The sequence below is a fragment of the Rhizobium azibense genome (genome assembly GCF_004342325.1).
In the GTDB taxonomy this organism is placed as follows: Bacteria; Pseudomonadota; Alphaproteobacteria; order Rhizobiales; family Rhizobiaceae; genus Rhizobium; species Rhizobium etli_B.
In genome coordinates this window covers 275,921-290,739 of record NZ_SMBJ01000011.1, presented here as the reverse complement: position 1 = coordinate 290,739, position 14,819 = coordinate 275,921, and the positions used below count along the sequence as shown (strand labels likewise).

Below are 14,819 nucleotides of genomic sequence, written 5' to 3'. Positions count from 1 at the left end.
CACGAGGCTTGAAGAATTGCTTCCATGGAATTGGAGCTCGCCCACCGCACAAGCCCACGAAGCTGCCTGATCTGCGGCCTTCACCGCATGCTTACGCTCCAAAGTAAGCGCTTACCTGATCCCCTTCTATTCGGAATGGGCTGAAGATGTCAGAAGATCCTCTGTTTGTTTGGAGGTGACTGGATGTCGAGAGACAGCAAAATGGACGTCCATTTGGACGTCTCGAACGCTGGTTATGTCGGACGGATGGATGTGATCGAGGGGCCGACCGGCCGTCGCCGACGTACGGATGCAGAGAAGATGAGGATTGCGGCGGAGAGCTTGGTTGCGGGTGCACGTGTTTCGGAAGTTGCCCGTCGCTATGGCGTAACCCGCTGGCAGATTTATGATTGGCGCAAGCACCTGCAGGATGGCCGTCTTGCGGTGGATGGGCGTTCAACCTCGGCGCCTGCCTTTGCGACATTGATGGTTGATGAACCTCCTACAGGCAGGGTTATTGTTGATGTCGTTGTCGGAGACGTCATTGTCCGCGCTGGTCGAGACGCTGAGGAAGCTCATCTGGCACGCGTCATCCGGGCCGCGCGGATGGCACGATGATTGCGGGCGGAGATGCTCTTCGGGTTTACGTGGCGACGCGGCCGATCGACTTTCGTAAGGGGCACGATGGTTTGGCAGCGCTGGTGCAACCAATATTCGGACTGGATCCTTTCAGTGGCGCAGCGTTTATATTCCGCTCGAAGCGGGCCGACAGGCTCAAGATCCTGGTCTGGGATAAGACCGGTCTGGTGCTGATCCATAAGCGGTTGGAGGGGACCAAATTCGTCTGGCCACAGGTCCGTGACGGCGTGATGCGGATGTCGCCGGTTCAGTTTGCAGCCCTGTTCGAGGGGCTCGATTGGCGGCTCGTACGGTCCGAGCGACAGCGACGTCCGCAGCTTGCCGGATAAGTGCGGCGGATTGAATCAGCACCGTGTTCGAGAAACACGACGCAGGGATGATCACGCTCCATTCCGGTTCTGCCATTAAGATAGCAGCGAACGTCGGCCGATCAGGAAGCCGGCGCCAGTATCCGTCATATCCAAACAGGCGCAGTGCCTCCTCGATCTCCCCGTCACGGGTTCGTTTGATCGGAGGAGTGCGCGGGAAGTCGAGCCACCGCGAGCCGTAGCGCACCTCGCGGATTGCATTGTGCGCCTCAGACAAACTCACGCCGGTGATCGACGAGATAACGCCCGGCCCGGGATAAAGCCGGGATTTGGTGTCGTTGTCGACATCATGAAGGTAACGCGTTTTAACTGTTCCGGTAGAGGAAGCAGCCTCAGCCACCTTGCATTTTACGGGGTCTTTCGAACCCGGAGTGTGTCCGACGGAATGCAGCCGGCAGCGTTCAAGTTGCCAAAGGGGAAAGCCAGGATATCCCGGAGATCCCCTCAGACTGGAAGAGCTTGAAGGTGTCGTTTTTGTGCTGTGCTGTACGCGACATGATTGGTCCTTTCTGTCGTGGTTCGCCTTCGTCGTCGAAGGCGAACCACGCGAAGAACATCTCCGCGCATGCGGCCGGTGCAGATCGCGAAACCGGGACCTTTCTTGCACTCAATGTCCCGGGACGGCTGGATCGTGGCGCCGTCGACATGGACGGTCAAGCTTGCTCGGCGGCTCTACATGGGTCATGGGGTGGTTTGGCCCTCAAAGCGCACTTCCTGTCAGAGCCTAATGTCATGGGGGCGAACCACACTGTTAAGCGAAGTTAAGTCTCGGGAAAACTGGTGTCGCTTGTTGAGCGATGATCGAGCAACCCCGCGAAACTCGGCTTCGCTGTGCCGCGTATGACGCGTTTCTGGCGGGAATCCGGCGCACCAGGGCCCCGCCCGCACGAGCGAGGCATTCGATGGAACGGCTTTGTTCAGTCGTCGATCGGCAACGGAGCCCCAGGATTGACCAATCCAGCCTCGCGCAGTCCACGCCAGAAGTCGGCAGGCACGCGTTCCTCGAGCGCGGCACGGTCCTCAGCAAGTCGGCTCGGGTGGCTCGCTCCGGGGATAACGGCAGCCACTGCCGGGTTGGCGAGCGAAAACTGCAGGCCAGCCGCCTTCATGCTGACCCCATGGCGTTCTGCGATTGCCTTGATCCGCGCAACCTTGTCGAGGATTGCCGGCGTTGCCGGCGCATACTCGAAGTTCGGACCGCCGACCAACGCGCCGGAGCTGTATGGGCCGCCGACGACTATGCCCAAACCGCGTTCTGCAACGGTCGGCATTACCCGCTGCAGCGCGCGGTCGTGATCAAGTAGGGTGTAGCGACCTGCAAGCAGGAATCCGTCGGGTCGCGGCTCCTCAAGCGCCAACAGCAATTCGATCGGCTCGACGCGATTGACGCCGAGACCCCAGGCCTTGATCACGCCTTCGTCGCGCAGCCGATCGAGCGCCTTGAAAGCCCCCTTTCTGGCGGTTTCAAAGACGTCGAGCCATTCGTCACCGTAGAAATCCTGGGCGACGTCGTGGACGAAGGCGATCTCGATACGATCGGTCTTCAGCCGCTTGAGGCTGTCCTCGATCGAACGCAGCGTCGCGTCTGCCGAATAGTCGTTGACGATCCTGTTGGGACGGCCGTACTTGAAGACGTTTCCCTTCTCGCCAAGATCACGCGCGGTGACATCCTCGATCTCGTCAAGGATTATTCGGCCGACCTTGGTGCTGATGGCGAACTCATCGCGGCGTTTTCCGGCAAGCACTTCACCCATGCGCAGTTCCGCCAGGCCAGCCCCATAAAAGGGTGCATTGTCGAAATATCGGATACCGTCATTCCAGGCTGCTTCTACGGTCGCGAGCGCTTCCGGTTCCGGAATGTTGCGGAACATGTTGCCCAGCGGAGCCGCGCCGAATCCGAGCTCACTTGGTAATATATCTTTGAGAGTCATCGTTTCGATCCTTTGCTGGTTTTTGATCCTGACCGCGGATTCAGTACCGAGGTCCATGGCAAAAGATAACGGGCAAATCCGAGATCGGTAGGCGTCCAGGGATCCCGATGTTGTCGGTGGCGCCGAACGCGGCGCGACGATACACAAGCCCGATCCGATTATGCCTTGCACCCGTCGCCAGCGCTATTGGGCGAGGTAACCACCGTCGATGTTCAATTCGGTGCCGGTGATGTAGCTGGCCTCGTCGGAGGCAAGGAAAAGGCAACCATAGGCGATCTCGATCGGCTTGCCGCCGCGTTTCATCGGTGTCGTCGCGATGACGGCGTCGTTCAGGTCGGGTGCCTGCGCGTCCGTGAGCGGCGTATGAATGAAACCCGGATGCACGGAGTTGACCCGGATTCCGTCGGAGACGTAGGTCATCGCCGCGTTTTTCGACATGTTCCGGACAGCACCTTTGGCGGCATGGTAGGAATGTGCACCCGCAACCGCGGCACTGCCCCATATCGACGAGATGTTGACGATAGAGCCGGTCTGCTGCTTGCGCATGACGCGAACCGCCTCGCGCATCCCGAGGAAAACGCCGGTCTGGTCGACCGCAATCATCTGCAGCCACTCCTTCATCTCCAGCTTGTCCAAGGGCTCATATGCGATAATCCCCGCATTGTTTATCAGCACGTCAAGACGCCCATGCCTCTTGACGACCGCGGCAACGATCGTTGCCCATTGCTCTTCGCTGGTAACATCATGCGTCATCGCTTCGATGGCCCCAGGGTACGGCTTTTCGGGCGGCTTGACGTCTGTGGCGACGACGATGGCACCCTCGCGATCGAACAGTTCCGCGACGGCGAAACCGATGCCGCCTGCGGCACCTGTAACCAATGCAACTTTGCCCTGAAGTCTCATATCGCAACTCCTTTCCGGTTTGATGGTCCGGCTTGGTAAAGTGGGTCAGTTTCGATGCTGGAAACCGCGACGCGGCCTTCGTAAGCCCCATGCAACCATGGGGCATGACCTATTTGCCGGTCGGCGCAAGTATTTCCATTCGCATCACTTTCACTCCGCCATCGGCGAGATCCGGAAGCTTGGCAAACCATTCCTGCACATAGGGCATGGAATTGTGAGCCTCGAAGTCGGCTTCGTTGGCGAAGATCTCGTAGAAAATGAAGTGCCCGGGGGTCTCGCGGTTCTCCTGGAGAAAATAGACGAGATTGGCTGGATCGCCGCGGACGAGCTCGACGAGTGGCAGCGTAATGGCACGCAGTTCAGCCTCCTTGCCCGGCTTGGCGCGAACCTCGGCAACGACTGAATAGGCTCCGTCGTCGACCTTAGCGTAGCCTTGGCCCGGGCCTTCCTGTGCCATAGCACCGCCGGCATTGAAAATCGAACCTGCAAGCAGGATGGCTGACGTCTGTAGCCTGAGCGTTGTCATCATGTCGTCTCTCCTTCTCCCGTCGGGCGTGGTGAGATGGCGGGTAGCCGCAGCCGGCTGCCGGCTGCCGGCTGGCAAATCTGGCGGTGCTTGCAGGTTGCCTTCAATTGGCGCTGGCAAGTTGCAAATGCGCAGACAGAGCATCCGCGAACCGCTTTTTCACCGGGCCGAGCGCCTTGACGAATTCGAGCTGTTCGCCCTCCGGGCCCTTGCAGTAGATCAACTCCCAGCCGTCCGAGGGCGCAACCGTAACCTTGTTGGTGTTGGCGCTGAGGGGGGTCGCCTTTCGTTCCTCCTCCGTCGAAACGCGAATGATGCGGTTTGCCCGTACCTGTGTCATGCCACGCTTGGCGGATTCTGCTTCGAGATCGGCGATGAACTGGTTGAAGTCGACATCGTCGCGAACGTAGAAGCAGATGTGCATCATGCGCGGAAAAGCCGGACTCATGTGCTCCAGCGGCTCGGCGAACGCCTTGGGGCCGCCCATCGGCTGGTCGGCATCGCGATACTGAAGCAGTTCGATGACGACGTTATCGAACTGGATGAACCGCACATCGAGACGCTGTGCACCGCCCCTCAGATCCGGAACGCCGATCGTTCGCGGATTGACACCAAGTTCATTGGCAAGGATTTCCTGATCTGCAAGCAGCGTGTTCTGGACGGCGTCGCCTTGGAAGTCGCCGTGTCGGAAGACTTCTGTGCCACCGAGCACTGCAGTGTAGAATTCGTACGCGCGTTCCATGTTCTGCACGGTGAGACCGAAATGCTGAACGCCCTGGAGCCGGGCACCCAGCGAACCCGGATCGCGGGTTGTGACCGGCGTATCCTGGGCGGACGCTGTTCCATGGCCCGCGAGAGCGGCGGCAATTCCACCGAGGGCAATGGTTCCGGCAGCACAGATCACGGCGCGACGATCCGGGTCCTCCGGTTGGATAGAGATCTCTTGCTCGTGCGACATTGTTGCCTCCAGTTGTTCGTGAATAGGCAAATTCTAATGCAGTCGCGCTTGCTAGGCTGGTTAATATCGGGGAAATTTAGTGAATCGAGCAGTGATCCGGTTAACACGATGCCGACGATCCGGTGTCTTGTTGTGAGGGGACTGCGGCCTCCAGGGAACGGCGCCAACAAGGGCTCGCAGAGGATATGGACACGACGGCGGGGCGGACTAGACGGATTGCGATCGTGCTGGGTTCCGGCGCGGGGATGTATCTGAGCATCGGCATCGTGCTGATCTACGGCTTCAGCGTTTTCATTGTGCCAATCACGGAGGACACGCGCTGGGACCGGACCGTTGTGGCTGCGGTCGTCGCACCGATAGCCATCGTAAATGGCCTTATGTCGCCGGTGGTGGGGGCCCTGACGGATCGCTTCGGCCCGCGGCGGGTGCTCACCTTTTCATCCGTGTTGATGGCGCTCGGCCTGATTTGCATCGGGATCGTGTCGCAGAACCTCACCGCCTTTATCGTGGCGGTGGTCGTGGCGAGCCTGATGGGCGCCGCACAGACCGGGGTGCCATATACCTATGTGGTGGTCGGATGGTTCACCGCCCGGCGCGGCCTGGCATTGGGTGTCATGCTTTCCTTCGTCGGGCTTGGAATCGCGACGGTTCCTCCGACCCTTGCGTTTCTGATAAGCGAGTGGGGCTGGCGCGTTGCCTTCATCGCGGCCGGCCTGACAGCGATGGCAATTACGCTTCCGGTCGCACTTTTCGTTATTCGTGATCCACCCGTCGTTCAGAAGGTCGATCGCGCGGAGATCGAGGGCTGCACTGTTCGCCAGGCGGTGGAGACAGCAAGCTTCTGGCTGATGCTGGGCGCATTTTTTCTCAACTACTTCGCTGCTGCGGCCGGGTCGATCTCGCTTCCCGTCGTGCTGGCGGATCGCGGAGCCGATCCGCCAACGGCGGCATTGGTCATGAGCTTTGTGGGTTTGTCCTTCATTGTCATGCGTCTCGGATTCGGGGCCTTGCTTGATCGATTTCCCCCGGTCCCATTGACCAGCCTGGCCTTTCTGTCGCCCGTTGTCGGCCATCTTATTCTGTTGAATTCCGAGGGCCTGATCCCGGTCTATTTCAGTGCCGTCTTTTTCGGCCTCGCCACCGGAGCGGAGGGCGACGCGATCGGCTATCTTCTGGCGAAACGTTTCGGGATGCGAAGCTTCGGCAAGCTCTTCGGCATCAATTACATGGCTTTGACGTTTGGCGCGGGTCTCGGACCGGCCTCGTTACACATCGCGGCCGCCGAAGGCGCCCGCTACCTCGAGGCTTTCACGATCTTTGCCGGCATTGCCCTGATCGCGCCAGTGTTGCTGATCCTGGATCGTCGAACGCGATCGCTTACTGCCCAGGATTAGATACCTTGCCGCTCGTAGCATCGAAGACGGCAACGCGTCTCTTGCCGGCGTCTCCCAAACCATTGAGAAGCGTGCGCGCCTTGAGAAGATCGCAGGTGGCGAACCCGTCTTTGAAACGTCGGTAGACCGGCGCCAGAACTCCGGCAGCCTTTGCGCCTTGATCCGTCCGAAGCCAATGCTCGGCCAGAGCCGTTGCCGCGCGCAGTTCCCATGACAGCGCGCCCTGGCGCCGCGCCAGATCGAGAGCTTGCATATAAAGTGCTTCGGCGGCTTCTGCCGTCCGGTGGGTGCTTTCCGTGCTCAACAAATCCGCCTTTATGCGCAACAGTTCCGGCATGCACCAAGTCTCGCCAGTTGATGCCGAAAGTGCGATTGCCTCATCGATGGCGGTTCTCCCTGCATCAACGTCTCCATGCGTCCCCAGTGCCGCAGCATAGAAACCCATGTAGAATGGGCACCGCATACGGAAATGCACCGCAAGAAGCTCATCGAGCGCGCTTCTCAACATTGGCAGTCCAGATGCATCGTCACCTTGCAGGAGCCACTCCGCGCGTAGGCATCGGCTCATGGCGGCCCAAACTGTCATCGCGTGTTCCGCGACATGAGCTTCGATGCCGACAAGCAGGCGCTCCGCGGCGGCGAGGTCTCCCGTCAGCAGCGCGATGGGGCAGGTCGTGTGGACCACGGCATTGCAGAGCGCGAGGGCGTGCTGCGCCGCCCGCGCCTCTTCCAATTGACGCTGCGCCATGGCAACCGCCCTTTCTGGATGCCCCTGCAGCCAGGTGACGTTCGCAAGAGTTCCACGCGCCGCCGATCGCGGGTCCAACTGAAACCGCGCGATGTCCGAGCGAGCCACAGGCGGAATGTATCGGGCGATCATTCGTTCGAGGTGACGCTGCGCCTCACCAAGCTCGCCCAGGTACCGCAGAGCGGTCCCCGTCTGCCTGTCGACATTATTGCGGGCATTGACGTCGCCACGATCCGTTGCCAGCACTCTGATCTTTTCCGCAATCGCAAGGGCCGAGCGATGGTCGCCCGTCCATGTGAAATAGTCGCACAATCCCCAGAGGCATCTGAGCCGGTAGTCGGTGTCGTGGAGCGACTCTGCGCAGCCGAGCGCTGTGGTCCACGCTGCCTGGACCTCCAGTAGCGGGCCGCGTGTATGAAGCAGCGCCGTGCCATAGGCAAACTGCAGCTTCATGTCGTCGCGAACCCCACGGAAATTGGCAAAGGAACTGCTGAGTGCTCCTTCGACCCTGACGCGGCACTCCTCCACGAGCGATAGATGTTCCCAAAACGGGACTGCAGCCACAGTGAGCGCTACGCCGATGGCAATGCTGCGGTTCCCGGAGAATGCCCAGCCCAGAGCACTGCGGATATCGTCCATCTTGCGCCCGTATTCAGCGAGCCACTGGGCAGTCGGCCGAATTTTCCATTCGGCCTCGGCTCGTTCGGCGAGCTCGAGGAGATGTTCCGCGTGGCGCTGGCGCAGGAGGTCAAGTTCGCCACTTTCTGCGAGTTTCTGCAGTGCGTAACTGCGGGTCGTATCGAGCAATCTGTACAGCGTCCCAAACTCTCCTCTCTCGATCGAGACAAGGGATTTCGCAACGAGGTTGGCGATGGCGTGAATGCATTCGGATCGGGCACGACCCTTGTCGACCGCTACGACGCAAGCGGATTCGACACTGAAGGCGCCGGCAAAAACCGAGAGGCGTCGCAGCAGAACTCGCTCGGGCTCGGCGAGCAGGCCAAAACTCCAGTCTAGTGTCGCAGCCAAGGTGTGATGGCGAGTGTCGCCGCCCCGCCTATCGCTCAACACAGGGGATTGATCGGCAAGAAAGCCCAGGAGTTCGCTTGTGCTGAACGCATCCAGTCGAGGCGCGGCAAGTTCGATCGCTAGGGCCAGTCCGTCGAGCCTGCGGCAGATCTCGGCCACGACCGGCGCATCTCCGTCCTCAAGCACGAAAACGCCGCGGCTTCCGGCTGCGCGCTCGACGAAGAGCTCGACTGCAGGGAACGCCAAAGCCTCGCCCGCGGACAATCTGGACACCTTGGGCGGTGTTTCCAGCGGCGGCAGGCGATAGACCTGTTCTCCGAGAAGCCGTAGCGGTTCGCGGCTTGTGGCGAGGATCCGCACCCTTGCTGCAGCAGCCAGCAACGCTTCCACGCAGGCGGCAACCGCTTCGATAACATGTTCACAATTGTCAAGGACAAGCATGAATTTACGGTCGGCCGCGAAGGCGGCGATCGCCGCCTTGATGTTCGCCGAGTGGACCCTCAATCCCAAGGCCGTTGCGATCGACGTCGGTACGAGCGTCGCATCGTTCACCGTCGCCAGATCAACGAACCATACTCCATGCTCATAGGCTGCGGTCAGTCGACCAGCGATTGCGAGAGCCAGCCTCGTCTTGCCAACGCCACCCGGGCCAACGATCGTCAAGAGGCGCGATGCCTCAAGGGCGGCCCGGATCGCATCAATGGCATGGTCTCTTCCCACCAGACGGGTTGTCGAAACCGGAAGGTTATTCGCGCGGCCACCCTGAAACTTCGCCGCGACGGCGGCGGCACTCTGCCCGGAAACACTTACGGGAAACACGAAACGATAGCCACGGCCGCTCACCGTCGCTATGTACTGCGTGCCGTCCGGAGCGTCGCCCAGCGCCCGACGAAGAGCTGCAACATTCACCTTGAGATTGCTTTGCTCGACAAAGGTATCCGGCCAGGCACGCGAAATAAGCTCAGCCTTGCCAACCACTTCGCCGGGACGCTCTATCAGAGCCGCCAGTATTTCGAGGGCGCGGCTGCCGACACGAACGGCCGTGTGATCCCGCCACAGCGACTGCCGCTCTGGCACAAATACATACGGACCGAAGGAATACGAAAGCACGGCCGAAGCTCCGGATGCAAACACAAAGGTTTTCTGAATACGTGAACGATCGTTTCACGAGAGCTCACACGTCCGGACCATAGCCGCTCTTACATGCGAAATACATCACTGATTGCTCAGCAATGATGGCCGTTCCCCTGCCGATGGATAAGTGCTCGGCGGCCATGACGCCGCGACGGGTCATCAACGCATCTGGCATCGGTTTTCGCAAGGCCGCGGGGCGCAGTGGCCTGCCGCAGGTGGCGTGCCCAGGCTTCGCGCGCTTACTTGGCGTCCTCGAGCCGTGGGATTAGTTGCGGCCAGCGGTACACCTTGGATTGCGCAGTGTGTATTTGGAACCGGTATTCCGTGTTAAGGTAGTGCGTAAGCGTCATCCGAGGAGCCGTCGTTCCAAGCTCGCATCATCGATTTGAAGGCCCGCTTTCTCTGACTGCCTGCAGAAAAGCAGCCATTCTGCTTCCGTGAAGAGTTTCGGGCGCCGGCAGGCGTACGAAAGTGCCCGAGGAAGGAACCCGCGGGCCACGGGCGAAGGCTATGGAGATTTCGATTTGCGGCTGATGTCGGCGATGGGTGGGGCGTCGCCGGGAGGCACTAGGTTGGACGCGGCCAGTCCGCTTCGTTGCACCTCCGCGCTATGTTGCTGGCTTGGCAGGCGGCTGATTATGGCCCTGTCGGCGTCGCTGATCAGCATAGGCACGCGTGGAACAGTTGCCGGAGAGTGAGCGCCTGCGGCTTGGGGCTGAAGCATGTCATGCCGGGTCATGGGGCGCTGTTGGCGGTGCATGCGGGACGTAGGCGTAGAAGGGGAATTTTTTCCGCCAATGCCCTGCTTAACTAGCAGAATTGACAAGTCTCCATCGGCTCAGGCCCCCGCAACCAGATACACAAAAAGCCCGCCACACGGCGGGCTTTGTGCGTTCTGGCGGCCGGAAAACGCGAAGCATAAAGCTCCTGTCCAGTTCGCTCCAAAGTAAGCGGCGTTTTGACCCCACCTTCCGGATCAGCGTGTGATTGACGATGTTAGAGCTCGGAAAGAGGGCTTGGACATATGTCGATTTCAGAGCTTACGCTTAACTCCAAGGAAGATGAGCCTGTACGCCGGTTCGAAGTCTTTACCGGCAGTGGCCGTCGGCGTGAATGGAGCGACGAGCAGAAGGCTCAGATTGTCGCGGAAAGCTATGAGCCAGGAGTGACGGTTTCCGCGGTTGCGCGACTTCATGGTCTGACGTCGTAACAGTTGCTCACTTGGCGTCGACTTGCCCGTAAAACGCTCGATACATTGCCGGAGCTCGACAAATTACCGATGTTCGCGCCTGCAGTTGTCGTGCCGCCCAAGAACGGAGGGGCGAGCAAGATGCAGGGCTCGAGCGCTCCGAGGATGGCCACTGGTGATGCGGCGATTGTGCTGGAGATAGACGGGGCGACGGTGCGGATAGCATCCGGCACTGATGCAGCGACAATTGCCGCCGTCATTCAGGCATTGAGGGCGCAACGGTGATTGGCCCATCCGGCGCAGTAAAGGTCATGATCGCTACCCAGCCTGTTGACTTCCGCAAAGGTGCAGAGTGGCTGACTGCGCTTGTGAAAGCAGAAATGGGAGCCGACCCGTTCTCCGGTACAATCTATGTGTTCCGAGCCAAGCGCACAGACCGCATCAAGCTGATCTTCTGGGATGGCAGCGGCGCGGCTGGAAGATGGCGAGTTCCATTGGCCCCGAATGCAGGACGGCGCAATGCATCTGACATCCGCCCAGTTCTCGGCGTTGTTCGAGGGGCTGGACTGGAAACGCGTGCATGCGCCGAGCGATGACCGTGCACTCGCCTATCTGGCCGACGTCCTCACCAGAATCGTCAACGGCCATCCGAACAGCCAACTCAATGACCTGCTTCCTTGGACTTACGCCGCAAGCACGACGCCCAAGGCTTGGCTGAGAGCACCGCTTCTTCGAGCCGAATCATGACGGCCGTCACCTGGGTCGCAGACGTTACTCCTATAACGTGTCAGCATTCTTTCCGGCGAAGCGATGACGCTGTAGAGTGATCGAACGTGCACCACACCACCTCACCCGGAGGCCTATATGACTGAGGTCTTGCTGTTCCACCACGCACAGGGGCTGACCCAGGGTGTGCGCGCGTTCGCCGACGACTTGCGGGCCGGCGGTCACATCGTGCACACACCGGACCTGTTCGACGGACGCACGTTCCAGAGTATCGACGAGGGTCTCGCCTACATCGGTGAGATCGGATTCGACGAAATGCGGGAGCGCGGCGTCCGCGTCGCCGACGAACTGCCTCCCGAGCTTGTCTATGCCGGGTACTCGTTCGGTGTGCTGCCGGCGCAGAAGCTGGCACAGATACGGCCCGGAGCCCGCGGAGCCCTGCTCTTCTACTCTTGCCTGCCGATCACTGGCGAGTGGGCCTTCGGACCCTGGCCAGACGGCGTCGCGGTCCAGATCCACGGCATGGAAAACGACCCGATCTTCGTCGGCGAGGGCGACATCGACTCCGCCCGCGAGATCGTGGAGAAGGTCGAGGACGCGGAGCTTTTTTTGTACCCCGGCGATCAGCACTACTTCGCCGACAGCTCGCTCCCGTCGTACGACGCAGAAGCGACCGCGCTACTCACCATCCGCGTGCTTGAGTTCCTGGATCGCGTCTGATCCATGCCGACGTTTTGATTGAGCTCAATCCCGAAAGGTGGTCCCGCAACAGCGCTTACGCTCCAAATCCAGCTTCTCAATTCGTTGCGCTTCGCTGACCTGGGGTTATGGCGGGGTGGCTGCACCCGTTCCCTTTCCGAACACGGCCGTGAAACGCCCCAGCGCCCATGGTACTTCGTCTCAAGACGCGGGAGAGTCGGTCGCCGCCAGGTCTGCTAAACGCAACAATCTAAATCTTCTCAACACAAACGGCCAAAAACAATGCCGGCCCAATAACGCGGTCCCTTGCGCTCATAACAATAACGCGGGGTGGAGCAGCCCGGTAGCTCGTCAGGCTCATAACCTGAAGGCCGCAGGTTCAAATCCTGCCCCCGCAACCACGCTACAGTATCCCACAATAGCCCAAAACTGCGCTCCACCACGCCAGAGCACTGCGATCAGACGCTAAATCCCCGAAATGGACGTGCGCGCTTGTCGCCATCAGCAACAAGCGCACACCAAGCGAGCCACGAACTCGCTGCCGACGAAGGCGGGACGGCCGCCGCCGTCGGTTACCTTCCGGTTTGGAGGCGCAGGCCTGACCAGTGTGCCGCGAAGGCCCACATGTCCGCCGTCTGCGCGATGATTTTGTCCGTCGGCTTGCCCGCTCCGTGTCCCGCTTTCGTTTCGACGCGTAGGAGCCGAGGCCGATTTCCAAGGGCGGCTGCCTGGAGCGCGGCCACATATTTGAACGAGTGCGCCGGCACTACTCGATCGTCCGTGTCGCCGGTCGTGGTCAGGATGGCAGGATAGTCCGTGCCGTCCTGGACGTTGTGGAGCGGTGAATAGGACAGAAGGTTCTTGAAGTCGGCTTGCACCGCCGGGTCACCGTATTCCTGAGTCCAGAACGGTCCGCCCGTGAACAGGGGGAAGCGCAGCATGTCCAGCACGGCGACATCGGGCAAGGCCGCGGCAAAGAGATCCGGACGCTGGTTCACCACCGCTCCAACCAGAAGGCCACCGTTCGATCCGCCGTGGATCGCCAGCCCGTCGGGCGGCGTAATGCCCTCGCGCGTCAGGAATTCCGCAGCGGCGATGAAGTCGTCAAAGCTGTTCTGCTTGTTCGCTAGCCGCCCGGCTTCGTGCCACGCCCGGCCATATTCGCCACCGCCGCGGATATTGGGCATGGCGTAGACGCCGCCTTGCTCCACCCACGCTAGCGCTTCCGCAGAGAAATATGGGATGAGCGGAATTCCGAAGCCGCCATAGCCGTGCAGCATGGTCGGCGCCGGGCCTGTCACGTCCTTACGCCTCATGACGAACATCGGAATGCGTGTACCATCCTTCGAGGCAAAGAAATGCTGCTCCACGACGAGTTGATCGAGATCGCTCGCAATCCGGGGCTTCGTCCAGACAGTGCTCGTGTTGGTCGCCACGTCGTAACGATAGATCGTAGTTGGCGTATCCTGACTGCTGAAGACGTAGAATGACTCATTGTCGCCAGGCCGCCCCCTGAAGGCGCCAGCCGTGCCGGTGCTGGGAAGTTCAACAACACCATCGCGCGTGCCGTCCAGCTTGAAGCGCTCGACCTGCGTCTTTGCATCCACCATGTAGGAAACCACGAGCCGATCGCCGACGATATTGCTTCCGAGAATGACGGCATCGTCCCGATGCGGGACAATGTCTTGGAAAGCCGGCTTTTTCGCATCGAAGTCGATGGCGACGACCTTGCCGCGTTCGGCGCCTTCCTGCGTGGTGAAGAACAACCGCGCGCCGACGTTTCCTATCAAGGTCCATGCATGATCGAGCGAGGAGACCAGCGTTTCGGGCGTCCATCCCTCCGCCAGATCAATGACGGTAATGCCGTTGCCGCCTCCAAGCCGCGATGAATAGATCACGACATAGCGGCCGTCCGCCGTCGTCAACGCCATGTGGATGAGCGGCTGATCAGTGTCGGAAGCGTGGATAAGACGGTCCTGTGACTGCGGCGTCTCAAGTCGGTGGAAGTTGACGGTATGCTCGAGCACCTGCGCTTCGAAGGCGGCACCTTCTTCTGGCTCGGCATTGCGGGAGTAAAAGAAGCCGGAATCATCCTGCGCCCACCCGATCTTCGTGAAGCGCGCCCAGCGGATCTCGTCATCGAGGATCCTGCCGGTGTCGATATCCATCACGCGTATGATCCGCCAATCGGCGCCGCCTTCCTGGATGGCGTAGGCGAGATAGCGGCCGTTATGCGAAACCGCCCATTCGGCGAGCGCGGTTGCTCCGCCCTCAGACCAACTGTTGGGGTCGACTACAACGCGATCCGTTCCGTTCTCGCGGACATACAGGACGGTGGTCGAAAAGCGCCTGGAGGCGCAGCTTGAACAGGTCGCGACCTGGAAGCGTGGCGAGGTAGTCTTCGGTCAAATTTTTCTGCTTGGTAATCCAGGCTTCAACCTTCCCATCGCGACGGATGTCGCTTTCCAGCCAGCGATAGGGGTCGGCAACCGTTGTGCCGAAATGCGTGTCGACCGTGTCGGTGCGCTCGGTGGGCGGATAGGTCATCGTGTTTCCCTTGTTTTCGGAAGCCCCGCTAATTTGCGGCAGGAGAGCA

General features: G+C 60.4%; 11 protein-coding genes, 1 tRNA gene, 1 rRNA gene and 3 pseudogenes. 9 read left to right on the top strand and 7 right to left on the bottom strand.

Going from position 1 to position 14,819, the window contains the following annotated elements; translation table 11 throughout:
* Positions 1 to 201 precede the first annotated feature (201 nt).
* Together EV130_RS26260 and tnpB (EV130_RS26255) are read left to right on the top strand one after the other, a co-directional pair.
* Entirely contained in the window at positions 202 to 597 is a 396-nt protein-coding gene (locus EV130_RS26260) for a transposase (RefSeq protein WP_237358497.1), read from the top strand.
* A complete protein-coding gene (gene tnpB, locus EV130_RS26255; protein WP_074059689.1) occupies positions 594 to 947 on the top strand; it encodes an IS66 family insertion sequence element accessory protein TnpB in 354 nt (117 codons plus the stop codon). The genes EV130_RS26260 and tnpB (EV130_RS26255) overlap by 4 nt, the downstream gene beginning before the upstream one ends.
* Positions 948 to 1,903: 956 nt before the next feature.
* Here the strand turns inward: tnpB (EV130_RS26255) and EV130_RS26250 are convergent.
* The 4 genes from EV130_RS26250 to EV130_RS26235 all read right to left on the bottom strand — a co-directional run bounded on the left by EV130_RS26250 (position 1,904) and on the right by EV130_RS26235 (position 5,304).
* A complete protein-coding gene (locus EV130_RS26250; RefSeq protein ID WP_132662149.1) occupies positions 1,904 to 2,917 on the bottom strand; it encodes an aldo/keto reductase in 1,014 nt (337 codons plus the stop codon).
* A 183-nt stretch (positions 2,918 to 3,100) separates the two neighbouring features.
* Positions 3,101 to 3,820 carry an SDR family NAD(P)-dependent oxidoreductase gene (locus EV130_RS26245; protein ID WP_132662148.1) on the bottom strand — a complete coding sequence of 240 codons (720 nt, stop codon included), beginning with the start codon at positions 3,818 to 3,820 and terminating at the stop codon, positions 3,101 to 3,103.
* 109 nt (positions 3,821 to 3,929) lie between these two features.
* The gene (locus EV130_RS26240) at positions 3,930 to 4,349 is read right to left on the bottom strand and encodes a putative quinol monooxygenase (RefSeq protein ID WP_132662146.1); all 420 of its coding nucleotides are present in this window, start codon (positions 4,347 to 4,349) and stop codon (positions 3,930 to 3,932) included.
* 100 nt (positions 4,350 to 4,449) lie between these two features.
* Complete coding sequence (locus EV130_RS26235) at positions 4,450 to 5,304, bottom strand: VOC family protein (RefSeq protein WP_132662144.1); 855 nt, start codon at positions 5,302 to 5,304, stop codon at positions 4,450 to 4,452.
* Between the two features lie 185 nt (positions 5,305 to 5,489).
* Between EV130_RS26235 and EV130_RS26230 the strand changes: the two genes are divergently transcribed.
* Positions 5,490 to 6,698, top strand: a complete 1,209-nt coding sequence (locus tag EV130_RS26230) for an MFS transporter (RefSeq protein ID WP_245520118.1) — start codon at positions 5,490 to 5,492, stop codon at positions 6,696 to 6,698.
* On the opposite strand, the gene EV130_RS26225 is transcribed toward EV130_RS26230, so the two are convergent.
* The gene (locus EV130_RS26225; protein ID WP_132662142.1) at positions 6,682 to 9,585 is read right to left on the bottom strand and encodes an ATP-binding protein; all 2,904 of its coding nucleotides are present in this window, start codon (positions 9,583 to 9,585) and stop codon (positions 6,682 to 6,684) included. The genes EV130_RS26230 and EV130_RS26225 overlap by 17 nt on opposite strands.
* Before the next feature lie 1,048 nt (positions 9,586 to 10,633).
* Here EV130_RS26225 and EV130_RS26220 point away from each other — a divergent pair.
* The 6 genes and pseudogenes from EV130_RS26220 to EV130_RS26195 all read left to right on the top strand — a co-directional run bounded on the left by EV130_RS26220 (position 10,634) and on the right by EV130_RS26195 (position 12,624).
* Positions 10,634 to 10,819, top strand: a complete 186-nt coding sequence (locus EV130_RS26220; RefSeq protein WP_132662140.1) for a transposase — start codon at positions 10,634 to 10,636, stop codon at positions 10,817 to 10,819.
* A gap of 260 nt (positions 10,820 to 11,079) precedes the next feature.
* Positions 11,080 to 11,377 (top strand): annotated as a pseudogene (tnpB, locus tag EV130_RS26215) (IS66 family insertion sequence element accessory protein TnpB); the annotation flags it as partial.
* Positions 11,378 to 11,404: 27 nt separating this feature from the next.
* Positions 11,405 to 11,545 (top strand): annotated as a pseudogene (locus EV130_RS26210) (transposase domain-containing protein); the annotation flags it as partial.
* 117 nt (positions 11,546 to 11,662) lie between these two features.
* On the top strand, positions 11,663 to 12,244 hold the full coding sequence (locus tag EV130_RS26205; RefSeq protein WP_132662138.1) for a dienelactone hydrolase family protein: 582 nt from the start codon (positions 11,663 to 11,665) through the stop codon (positions 12,242 to 12,244).
* A gap of 98 nt (positions 12,245 to 12,342) precedes the next feature.
* A 5S ribosomal RNA gene (gene rrf / locus EV130_RS26200) occupies positions 12,343 to 12,456 on the top strand.
* Positions 12,457 to 12,547: 91 nt separating this feature from the next.
* Positions 12,548 to 12,624: transfer RNA gene (locus tag EV130_RS26195), tRNA-Met, on the top strand.
* Between the two features lie 171 nt (positions 12,625 to 12,795).
* On the opposite strand, the gene EV130_RS33535 is transcribed toward EV130_RS26195, so the two are convergent.
* Together EV130_RS33535 and EV130_RS33530 are read right to left on the bottom strand one after the other, a co-directional pair.
* The gene (locus tag EV130_RS33535) at positions 12,796 to 13,410 is read right to left on the bottom strand and encodes a prolyl oligopeptidase family serine peptidase (RefSeq protein WP_245520123.1); all 615 of its coding nucleotides are present in this window, start codon (positions 13,408 to 13,410) and stop codon (positions 12,796 to 12,798) included.
* A gap of 276 nt (positions 13,411 to 13,686) precedes the next feature.
* Positions 13,687 to 14,770 (bottom strand): annotated as a pseudogene (locus EV130_RS33530) (prolyl oligopeptidase family protein); the annotation flags it as partial.
* Positions 14,771 to 14,819 lie beyond the last annotated feature (49 nt).